The sequence below is a fragment of the Coleofasciculus chthonoplastes PCC 7420 genome (assembly GCF_000155555.1).
GTDB classification, from domain to species: Bacteria; Cyanobacteriota; Cyanobacteriia; order Cyanobacteriales; family Coleofasciculaceae; genus Coleofasciculus; species Coleofasciculus chthonoplastes_A.
In genome coordinates, this window is sequence record NZ_DS989859.1 from 47,748 (window position 1) to 60,598 (window position 12,851).

Annotated in this window: 2 protein-coding genes and 1 pseudogene; all 3 read left to right on the plus strand. The window is 45.0% G+C overall.

Annotated elements, in window-relative coordinates; all coding sequences use genetic code 11:
• Nucleotides 1-237: 237 nt before the first annotated feature.
• The gene (locus MC7420_RS40270; RefSeq protein WP_006103667.1) at nt 238-8,412 is read left to right on the plus strand and encodes a PAS domain S-box protein; all 8,175 of its coding nucleotides are present in this window, start codon (nt 238-240) and stop codon (nt 8,410-8,412) included.
• A gap of 135 nt (nt 8,413-8,547) precedes the next feature.
• Nucleotides 8,548-8,888, plus strand: a pseudogene (locus tag MC7420_RS43905) (hypothetical protein).
• Nucleotides 8,889-9,177: 289 nt separating this feature from the next.
• Nucleotides 9,178-12,851 (plus strand): PAS domain-containing protein (locus tag MC7420_RS35625; RefSeq protein ID WP_052307543.1); only part of this gene is annotated, 3,674 nt, incomplete at its 3' end.

Below are 12,851 nucleotides of genomic sequence, written 5' to 3' on the forward strand. Positions count from 1 at the left end.
AGTAAGCCCAATCTGTGCCTTCTTTCGCCAAGATTGATAAGGATAGGGAAGCTGGGGAAGCAATGTAGAGACGCGCCATGGCGCGTCTGGGAGATGGGGGAGAAGAGACGTTCTGATGAAACATCTTTTGTAGGGGCGGGTTTTACCATTAACATTTCGTTGTCACCCTGATGTAACAAAACCCGCCCTGACCTAACCGTTCAATTATCACAAATAACAAATGGCAAATGACAAAGTATGCTACATCCTGCTCAATCCCTAAAATCATTCCTAGCTAATGTTGCCGGAAACCTGCCTCTGAGAACCGTTATCATTGTTCCGTTTGTCCTGCAAATTGTCGGAACGGTGGGATTGGTTGGATATCTTTCCTATCGTAATGGTCAAAAGACAGTTGACAACTTAGCCTATCAGTTAATCGATGAGGTGGATGAGCGCGTTGAGCAAAATGTGTCTCATTATCTAGAGAGTCCTCACCAGGTAACTCAAACCCTTGCTGCTGCTATTCGGACTGGGGTTATAGACTGGAAAAATTTTCCGGGTTTAGAACGCTATTTTGCCCAGCAACTGCAAATTTATGGCACGGTGAGTAGTATGGCAATCGTCACTGAGGAACGAGAATTCTTGAATGTAGCTAAATTATTAGAAAGTGATTCTTTAGTTATCCGTGTTTTAGATCAATCGACGAACTACGCCTTTCACTACTATACTGCCAATCTTCAGGGTCAGCGAATTAAACGAACCCACGTTAGATATGACTTTGATCCCCACAATGATCCACCCCAAGGTGATTCTTGGTATCAAGCGACAAAGCAAGCTGGTAAAGGAATTTGGCATCCGCTTGTTAGTTTATCCCAGGGCGTTGATCAACCCCTATTGCTAATCGCTAATTTTTTGCCGTTTAATGACTCAGAGGGGACGTTTCAAGGAATTTTAACAGCTACCTTTTTTGTACCTGAGTTGGCTGAGTTTCTAGAGGGTATGGAGGTGGGAAAAACGGGTCAAGTCTTCATCATTAATAGAAAAGGAGACCTGGTTGCTAGTTCTACGGGTGAAATACCTTTTAAACCAGATTTGGATGCCGATTATCGGAAAAACAAAAATCTTCAAGACTGGCGGCTACCTGTTCAACAGAGTAGGAATCCTCTCACTAAAGCGGCTGTAAACTTTCTGTTGACTCAGGTGAAGCATCAGTCTGAAATTAAGCAGGATCAAACGTTTAAGTTTACATTTAATGACAATCGCTATTTCCTGCATATTAACCCGATTCAGGAGCAATCGGGGTTGAACTGGTTCATTGTCACTGTTGTTCCGGAATCAGAGTTTATGGCAGAGATTTATGCCAATACACGCACCACGATCGCATTGTGTATTGCGGCATTAATCCTGTCTATTTTGCTAGGAATTAGTACCGCTCGCTGGGTGACAAAACCGATTCTTCAGTTAAATATAGCCGCTGACGAGATCGCGCGGGGAGAATGGCAGCAATCAATCCCGATTAATCGGGGGGATGAAGTCGGTCAACTGGCAAATTCATTTAACATAATGGCAGCGCAATTACGCCAGTTTTTTACTCAATTGCAAGCCTCCAATAAAGCCTTAAGCCAAAGTGAACATAACCTAACTCAAATTCTAGAAGCCATACCCGTAGGTATATCAGTTCATGATGTAACTGGACAGTTGACCTATGCCAATCAAAAATCCAAAGAATTACTAGAAATTGAGACATTACCCGACGCCAAAATCGAGGACTTAGCTATAACCTATCAGATTTATCAGAGCGACACCCAGCAGTTGTATCCGGTAGAAAATCTGCCTGCCGTTCGCGCCCTTAATCGGGAACAAACGATAGTGGATGATCTGGAGATTCATCAACGGAATCAGATTATTCCGGTGGAAGCCTATGGAACACCACTATTGGATAAAAATGCGACAATTCTTGGCGCAATTGTCGCATTTTTTGATATCACCGAGCGCAAGCAAGCCGAGGCACTGCAACGGAATTACCATCGGATTCTAGAAGCCAATGTCGCTCAACGGACGGCTGAATTAAGGGACGCGAACGAACGATTAAAGGGAGAAATGGCGGAGCGTCAGTTACTCGAAGGTAAGCTGTATAGTTCTGAGCAGCAAATTCGGACGATTTTTGAAGCGATTAACGATATTGTCCTGATGATTGATGCTGAAAAAAATATCAACGTTGCACCGACAAAGCGAACCTACTTGTCTCCGGAAGACAGTCACCTGTTGAATCTTATTGTCGAGCAATTTTTTCAAGACCCTGAGGATTCTTGGTTTGCTCAGGTGCAACAGGTACTGGATAGCCAGGAACCCCTTTATTTTGACTATAATTTAACCCTCGATAACCACGAGATGTGGTTGACTATCTCCATTGCGCCTTTGTCCGATCAGGCGGTAATTTGGGTAGCGCGGGATATTAGCGATCGCAAACAGGTTGAAGACGCTCTCCGTACCAGTGAATACCTGTATCGCGCCATGGCGAGGAACTTCCCCAATGGAGCCATGTTCCTGTTTGACCCTAACCTACGCTATCTGGTGGCGGATGGTCAGGCGTTGACAGAAGCCGGACATCGCGGGGAAGCCTTGCTGGGGAAAACCCTCTGGGAGGTTTTACCGCCAGAAAACTGTGCCTTGGTGGAGCCACTCTATCATGCTGCGTTAGCTGGAGTTGAGCAGACTCAAGAAATTAGCTTCGGAGACTTCACTTATTTATGTCAGAGTACGGCGGTGAGAAATAATGCTGGAACCATCATCGCCGGGATGGTTGTCACCCAAAATATCACCGAACGTAAGCAGTTTGAACAAGCCTTAATCAGGAGCGAAAACCGCTTCCAAGAAATTGCCAAAACCGTAAGTCAGTTCTTCTTTGTCCGCTCCGCCAATTCTGGTGAGTTTCTGTACGTCAGTCCCGCCTACGAAACGATTTGGGGACGTTCTTGTGAAAGTCTATATCAACACCCAGAATCCTGGATAGAGGCGGTACATCCAGAAGATCGTCCGTTGGTTCTCAATTCCCTTAACCAACAGTTTCAAGGACATTCAGTGAAGCGGGAGTATCGGATTATTCAACCTAATGGTGAACAACGCTGGATTATCGCCGATGTTTCGGTGGTGCGGAATGAGGCGGGAGAACCCTTGCGGTTTGTCGGAGTTGCGGAAGATATTACCGAACGCAAACAAGCGGAGTTAGAACTTCAATCGATCAAAGAACGCTTACAATATCTGCTCACCGCGAGTCCTGCGGTTATTTTTAGTTCTCAAATTGAAGGCGATTACTCCGCCACGTTTATGAGTGAAAATGCTAGTACAATTCTTGGCTATAATGCTGAGAAGTTTATCCACAATGCCCAGTTTTGGTGTGAGCGAGTTCACCCAGAGGATAAGGCGGTGATGAACGAGGTTATACCGCAACTGTTTGCTCAGGGACATTGTACTTACGAATACCGTTTCCAACATGGGGATGGTACGTATCATTGGCTCACCACTCAACTGCGCTTGGTTCAGGATGAAACTGGGACTCCCATAGAGTGTGTGGGGTATTTAATTGATATTACTGAGCGCAAACAAGCGGAGGAATCCTTACGAGAGCAAGAGGAAGAATATCGTCGCATTGTCGAAACCGCCGATGAGGGAATTTGGAGTATCGACATGAACGGAAATACGATATTTGTTAACCCGAAAATGGCGCAAATGTTGGGGTGTTCAGTGGAGCAGATGCTGGGACAACCCATGTTTGCTTTTATGGATGAAGCGGGGAAAGCCATGGCTACCCGGAATTTAGAACGTCGCCGTCAGGGAATTCATGAAAAGCACGAATTTAAGTTCCGCCGCAATGATGGTTCAGATTTGTGGACGTTAATCGCTACGACTCCGATTTGTGATACATCGGGACAATGTACGGGAACCTTAGGGATGATTACCGATATTACCGATCGCAAACGAGCGGAAGACGCCCTACGCTATAGTGAACAACTCTACCGTACTATGGCAAAAAATTTCCCTAATGGGGCAATTTTCTTGTTTGATCACGAACTCCGGTATTTAGTCGCAGATGGTCAAGGATTAGGTCGCTCAGGCTCAGGATATAGTCGAAATATCTTAGAAGGACAAACGATTTGGGAGGTGTTATCTGAGCAAGAATGTGCGGTAGTTGAAACCCTGTATCGTGAGGCTTTAGCGGGGATAGAAAAAACTCTGGAAATGCCCTATCGAAATCGGATTCAACTGGTGCAAACGCGGGCGGTGCGAGATGAGGCGGGAGAGATTATTGCTGGGATGGTTGTCGCCCAGGATATCACGGAACGGAAGCAAACGGAGGAAGCCTTACGAGAAAGCGAAGCGTTTTTACGCAGTATTTACGAAGGCATTGAAGCGGCTGTCTTTATCGTTGATGTTCTGGAAAACGGTGAGTTTCGCTATGTTAGCATTAATCCCACCCATGAACGGATGTCCGGTCTTCGTAACTCAGAAATAAAAGGGAAAACGCTACATGAGGTATTAACACCAGACATTGCCGAGGCGGTGTGTCAACGGTATCGTCGCTGTCTGGCGGCGGGAGAGAAAATTACCTATGAACATTCGCTACAGATTAATGGGAAAGACTCTTGGTGGATTAGTAATTTAACGCCACTGAAAGACAGCAACTCCCGCATCTATCGATTAATTGGCACAGCTCTTAATATTAGCGATCGCAAACAGATTGAACTCCAACTCAAGGAAAATCAACGGTTTATCGAAAAAATCATTAATGCTTCGCCGCAACTGCTTTATCTGTTTGACCCCACGGCGGAAACCGATCTCTATATTAATCGACAATCTCTGGATATATTGGGTTACACTCCCGCAGAAATTGTTGGACGAGGAATGCAGTTTTTCCTGGATACCTTGCATCCTGATGACTTACCGTTAATTGAGCGCAACCTGAACTTTTGGCACACGGCATCAGATAGCGATATCTTAACCACCGAGAGTCGATTTCGCCACAAAGATGGCTCGTGGTGTTGGTTACTGTCACGGGAAGTGGTATTTGAACGGGATGAAAATAACCAGGTGATTAAGATCTTGGGAACCTCTCAAGATATCACTGAACTCAAAGAAGCCGAAGACGCCTTGCGACGCTATGAACGGATTGTGTCATCAACAACTGATGCCATTTCCTTGGTTGATCGGGATTACACCTATCAAATTGTCAATCAAGCCTATCTGGATTGGAATCAAAAACACTATGACGAAATTGTCGGACATTCGGTGAGTAACTTGCTGGGAGAGGAGGTGTTTGTACAGGTAATTAAACCCAATTTAGATCGCTGTCTGGCGGGAGAAACCATAAATTATCAAGAATGGTTTGACTATCCGGGAGGGAAACAGGAGTTTATTAGCGTCACCTATATCCCTTATGTGGATGCAAATCAGCAGATTTCTGGCGTTGTCGTCAATTGTCGGAATCTCACCGAATTGAAACAGGTGGAAACTCAATTGCGGCAAACAAACCAGGAAATGCAAGCCATTTTTGATGCGTTTCCTGATATCCTATTTCGGCTGGCGGCGGATGGCACAATTCTGGATTTTCGCACCAAAAACTATCAGGCATTATATACCTCACCGGACTCATTTGTTAACCATAAAATTCAAGAGGTATTCCCGACTGATGCAGGAGAAAAACTCTATGCCGCGATTCAGCAAGTTTTGACAACTAAATCCCTAGTCAGTGTTGAGTATTCTTTACCCCTAAATCAAGAGGAACAATACTTCGAGGCGCGAATGGTTCCCCTGAATCAAAATGAAGTGATTGCCCTCACCCGAAATATTAGCGATCGCAAACAAGCTGAACTGGCTCTAGCCGCCTCTCAAGCGCGATTTGCCGGGATTCTAGAAATTGCCAAAGATGGGATTATTTCCGTGGATAGTGAACAACGGATTATCCTATTCAATCAGGGTGCAGAACAAATGTTTGGTTACAAGGCAGATCAAATATTAGGTCAATCTCTAGATTTACTCTTACCCCCTCGCGCCGCTACAATTCACCGCCAACATGTTACTAATTTTGCCCAATATGCGGGTAAAGCCCGACAAATGGGAGAACGCAATGAACTGTTTGGTCGCCGCCGGAATGGGACAGAGTTTCCTATGGAAGCCTCAATTTCTAAGCTAGACATCAATGGCGAAATTATCTGTACCGCCATTCTCCGAGACATTAGCGATCGCAAACAGGCTGAACTGGCATTGAGTCAGCAAAAAGAAATTCTCCAGACGATTTTTGATTCTATCCCAATCCTGTTGTGTTTCTATAAAGAAGGGGTTGAGGTAGAATTCATTAACCCAGCATTGGAGCAAACATTGGGATGGTCACTGGCAGAAATGCGAGATATTGATATTATGGCAGAGATTTATCCTGACCCAGACTATCGCACCTCAGTGTTAGACTTTATGCTCAAAGCCGATGGCACTTGGCAAGACTTTCAGACTCAAACCCGCAGGGGCGAAGTTCTGGAAATTACTTGGGCAAATATTCGCTTACCCGATGGTTCTACAGTGGGAATTGGTAAAGATATTACCGAACGCAAACAGGCAGAACTAGCCATACAAGAGCGCGAATACCAATTGCGTACTCTAGCCGATAATCTGCCCAATGGTTTAATTTATCAACTTGTTCGAGAACCCAATGGTCAGTTTTACTTCTCCTACATCACCGCCGGGATTGAACGATTAGTCGGCATTAAACCAGAGGTAATTATCCAGGATGCTAGTGTTTTATTTAACCTAATTGTTGACGAAGATCGTCAGCTAAATTACCAACTTAATGAAGAATCCTGGCGTAATCTTTCGATTTATGAGATGCAGATGCGGAAGCGAACACCTAGCGGTGATATTCGATGGTCTTATGTACGTTCTGCCCCCCGTCGTTTAGTCGATGGACGCACCGTTTGGGATGGGATTGAAATTGATATTACGGAACTTAAGAAAACCGAGATCGAATTAGCCCAAGCCAAAGACGCCGCCGAAGCCGCGAATCGTGCCAAAAGTGCGTTCTTAGCCTCAATGAGTCATGAACTTCGCACACCTCTGAATGGTATTTTAGGCTATGCTCAAATTCTCAAAACCAATTCCAATTTAACCCAAAAACAAAAGGACGGAATTGAAATCATCCACCAGTGCGGTGAACACTTACTCACCCTGATTAACGATATTTTAGACCTGTCGAAAGTGGAAGCGGGGAAACTGGAACTCTATCCCGAAGACTTTCATTTTCCCTCATTCCTCGTCGGACTCTGTGAAATATTTCGCCTCAAAGCCATTCAAAAAGATATCACCTTTAACTACAATCCTCCTACCCATATACCGCAAATCGTTCATGGGGATGAAAAGCGCCTGCGTCAAATCTTAATGAACCTGCTTTCTAATGCGGTTAAATTCACCGATACAGGGACTGTCACTTTTACAGTAAATATAATTCACAAAGGACAAATGACAAATGACAAAATCCGCTTCCAGGTTGAAGATACGGGAATTGGCATGAGTGCCGAAGACTTAGAGAAAATATTCTTACCTTTCGAGCAAATTAAGGAAACTTCTCGTCACCATGAAGGCACCGGATTAGGATTAGCAATTACTAAGAAACTCATCGCCTTGATGGGAAGCCAAATTCGGGTTGAAAGTCATCCCGGCGTAGGCAGTAAATTCTGGTTTGAGGTGGATTTACCGGAAGTCTCTTCTTCAGCCAAGTTTATTCCAGCAAAACCCCTGGATACAATTGTGGGGTATACTGGTGCTAAACGTAAAATCTTGATTGTAGATGATCGCTGGGAAAATTGCGCGGTTCTCAGGAGTGTTTTAGAACCCATTGGTTTTGAAATCCAAGAAGCCGAGAATGGACAAGAGGGATTAGAGAACGCGAGGGAATGGCAACCGGATTTGATTCTGGTTGATATTGTTATGCCTGTGATGGATGGACATCAGATGACGCAAGAATTGCGTCAAATTTCTGAGTTTAACACAACACCAATTATTGCCATTTCTGCTAATGCCTTTGCCACTAACCGCGTTGAGAGTTTAGAGGCTGGCTGTACTGATTTTATTACCAAGCCAATTGCCACCGAAGAGTTGTTACAGAAAGTTCAAGTGTATTTAAATATGTCATGGATTTATGAAGATAAAGCTGAACCCTCTAACTCGTATTTGGAATCAGGCGATCGCGTAATTCCGACTCAGGAGGAGTTAAGGCTTCTCTATGAAGCGGCGAGTCTGGGGGATGTTGCTGGGGTTGAGGAGGAAACGATGCGACTGCAAGATATTAATCCAGATTATATTCCCTTTGCCCTTGAAGTGTTGGGAATGGCGGCTCAGTTTGACTATGACAAAATTGTTGATTTATTGGATAATTGTTTTGGCGATTAGGGATTGGGATTTTTTTATTGATTATTCTCTAAGCAAGATCCCCGACTTCTGCAAGAATTCGGGGATCTGTCTGTGTACATCACTTACTTGAAAAGCGCTGTAAAATAGTACGTTATATCCTAGATAATTTTTCCCATGCAAGTTACCTTTGACCTTCCTGACGATGTAGCACAAGAGTTAACGCTCTGGAGAATTGCTTACCTCAAATTCTGGAACTGGGTTTACGAGAATTTGAGGCACACACTCATGTTGGTTTTTCGGGGATGGCTGAAGTCTTGGAATTCTTAGCAACTCTACCAACACCCGAAGAAATTATTGCCCTGCGCCCCTCTCCAGCTTTGCAAACTCAAATTCAAACCTTGTTGGAGAAAAATCGCACTGTCGGGTTAACACCTGATGAAGAAAAAATTTGGCAAAGTTATGAATATTTAGAACATTTGGTGCGAATGGCTAAGGCTAAAGCATTGCTGAGGTAGAGTGACAATTCGACTACTACGATTAAATCTTCGCGATCGCCTGCTTGAACGTCAACTGTTATGGCAAACTGGCAGGTTAAATTTACCGAATCGTTAAATGTAGGGGCGGGTTTAGGGATCAATGTTGATAGTCTGAGATAATTCAACAGACAAAACCCGCCCTCTTTACGGAAAATCGTCTCGCTGATGCTAGCTAAGTTAAATTTTGAGTAAAACTAGACTCCTTATCTACCCCATCCCGTGCCAAGCGAATAGAATGGCATTACCGGGCAAGGGAAACTAAGCTAAAATGTCACTCTATCCAAACTCTCAGTTACATCCAGATTCCCCAAACGAGTTGACGAACGTCTGGGGAGAGATGCAGAATTCTGAAGGATATGCACAAATTCTAGTCATCGATGATACGCCAGAGAATCTGAAACTGGTTTCGGATTTCTTGAGAGACGCTGGCTTTGAGGTGCGAATTGCTAAAAGTGGTGAGCAAGGGCTGAAACTCTTAGAGAAGCTGAATCCCGATCTGATCTTACTGGATGTGATGATGCCAGACATGGATGGGTTTGAAGCCTGTCGTCATCTGAAAGCCTGGGAGAAAACCAAAGATATTCCCGTCATTTTTATGACAGCGGCGGTGGATACCTCGAATTGTGAGGCAAAAGTCAAAGGATTATCCTTAGGGGCGGTTGACTATATTAGTAAGCCGATTCAACTGGATGAAGTGTTAGCCCGGGTTAAAATTCATCTACATCTCAAATTCTTAACCCAGCAACTCCAGAACCAAAACACCCAGTTGCACCAAGAAATCCGCGATCGCCAACAAGCCGAAGCCGAGTTAGCCGAACATGCGCGGCGGTTAGCTTTGCGTTCAGATATCGGATTTGCCTTGAGTCAGGAAAGTGAGTTATCCGCGATGCTGTTTCGCTGTACTCAGGCTTTTGTTCAACACCTTGATATCGCCTTTGCCCGAATTTGGACGCTGAATTCCCAAGACAATATCTTAGAGTTACAAGCCTCGGCGGGATTGTACACTCATATTAATGGCGCTCATGCTAGAGTCCCCGTGGGTGATTTAAAAATTGGTCGCATCGCTAGCCAACGCCAACCCCATCTCACCAATGATATTCTCAATGATCCGGAAATCACTGATCCAGACTGGGCGCGACGGGAAGGAATGGTATCCTTTGCTGGTTATCCCCTGATCGTAAACAATGAACTGGTGGGGGTTATGGCAATGTTCGCCCGTCATCCCTTATCCCTATCGACTCTGGATACCCTCGCCTCGGTTGCGAATGAAATCGCGGTGGGAATTGAACGCCAGCAACTGGATCAAGCCCTGCAAGAGTCTCAGCGCTGGTTACAGGCGATTAATGATGCCAATCCGAATATTATCTACATTCATGACTGGGTAGAACAACGTAATATCTACGCGAACCGGGAAATCCATGAAATTTTAGGTTACACCCCCGCAGAAATCCAACAGATGGGAAACCAGGTTCTCTCTAGGCTGATGCACCCGGATGATTTTGCCATCCTCTCGGATCATGCACAACGCATTAAATATGCCAACGTGGGGGAAGTCTTTGAGTTAGAGTACCGGATGCGCCACAAAAATGGGGAATGGCGTTGGTTATTTGCCCAAGAAACCGTGTTTAAACAGGATGCAGACGGGACAACCCAACAAACCCTGGGGACTGCGATTGATATGAGCGATCGCAAAACAGCCGAAGCCAACCTGCGCCTGTCTGAAGCCAGACTCACCGAAGCCCAGAAAATTGCATCTGTTGGTAGTTGGGAGTCTGATCTGCTGACGGGGGAGATTATTTGGTCAACGGAACTCTTCCGAATTTATGGGCTAGAACCTCAACTAGAACCGCTCACCTATAAGCAACATCTGAGTTGGATTTATCCCGATGATCGTCCTTTATTTACTAAACAGGTGAAAAACGCGATCAAGACTCCTCAATCCTATACGCTTGAATATCGAATTATTCGTCCCGATGGTGAAATTCGCTATCTAGAAGGTCGAGGTCAACCTGTCCTGAATGCCCAAAATCAGGTGATTAAACTGATGGGAACCGTTCTGGATATAACAGAACGCAAGCAAGCCCAAATGGTGCTAGAACAGCAAAATGATCTCCTGAAACAGATTGCTTCCGATGCGCCCCTCCCCGATATTTTGGCAGCCTTAACCCAATTTGTTGAGGAACGCTCTGGGCAAATGCGCTGTTCCTTTCTCTTAGTCGATGAACAGGGGAAACTGCGCTTAGGTGCAGCACCGAGTTTACCTGATACCTATAATCAAGCGATCGATGGTGTGGAAATTGGGGAGGGCGTAGGTTCCTGTGGTACGGCGGCGTATCGCCAAGAAACGGTTATTGTCACCGATATTGCCACTGATCCCTTATGGGCAGATTATAAAGACTTAGCCTTAGCTCATGAGTTGCGAGCCTGTTGGTCTGTCCCCATTTTATCCAGTAATGGCAGCATCTTAGGTACATTTGCTGGGTATTATCACCAACCGCAAACCGCAACTAACCTAGATCAAGACTTAATTGACCAAATTCTCTACCTTGCCAAAATTGCCATCGAACGGGCGCGATCGCAAGCCGCCTTACGCCAAAGTGAAGAACGCTTACAACTAGCATTAGACGCCTCTGGAGATGGGTTATGGGATTGGAATGTCAACACCGCAGAGGTGTATTTCTCCCGTCACTGGTTTGATATGCTGGGTTATGAGCGTGATGAACTCTCAGGACACGTCAGCACTTGGGAAAACCTGATCCATCCCGATGATAAACCGGGGGTGATGGAACTGTTAGAGGCGCATTTACACAATCACTCCATCCCCTACAAATTAGACTATCGACTCCGAACGAAATCCGGGAACTATAAATGGATTTCCAACTACGGGAAAGTCGTCGCTGAGGATGAAAACGGTTCACCCCTGCGGATGACAGGTACTCACCGGAATATTAGCGATCGCAAACAAATGGAATTAGAATTGCAGGAATCAGAAACCCGCGAACGGAAAAAAGCCAAAGCGCTACAAGACACCCTGAAAGAATTAAAACGCACCCAAGCCCAATTGATCCAAACCGAGAAAATGTCCAGTTTAGGGCGGATGATTGGTGGTGTAGCCCATGAAATCAATAATCCCGCCAACTTTATCTACGGCAATATTACTTATGCCCGTAACTATTTCCAAGACTTATTACATCTGGTGCAACTGTATCAGCAAACCTATCCTCAACCCACCGCCGAGATTCAGCAACTGAGTGAGGATATCGATTTAGAGTTTATGGTCGAGGATTGGTCTAAGGTGATCAACTCCATGGAAGTCGGGATTCTACGCATCGAAAAAATTGTGCGATCGCTCAAAAGCTTTTCCAAATTAGATGAAGCAGAATTAAAACCTGTTGATATTCATGAAAGCATAGATAACACCCTGTTCATGTTACAGCACCGACTCCGGGCTGAAGGCAATCGCCCAGAAATTCAAGTGATTAAACACTATAGCCAACTTCCCAAAGTTGCCTGTTATGCCAGCCAGTTAAATCAAGTCTTTATCAATATCTTTGATAATGCGATTGAAGCCTTAGACTGTAAAGCCGAACCTCGATTGATTACGATCACCACCGAAGTCTCTAATAATAGAGAATCGGGCGGTACACAGGAGCGTGTAGAGACGTGCCATGGCGCGTCTGAAAGTAGGGGAAATAAGGAGGTTAACTCAACAGTCAGTCAGGGCGGATTTCGCACAAACGTTATCATCAATAGCGAAACGAAAATTCCTAAATCTGCCCCTACAAACCAGGTTCCAGATCAGCCTAGCCTTGGGTCAACACTCAACACTAAAAACTTCCCCCAATCCATTATTATTCGGATTAGCGATAACGGAATTGGCATGAGTAAAAATGTGCGTCAGCATATCTTTGACCCGTTTTTCACCACCAAACCAGTGGGAAG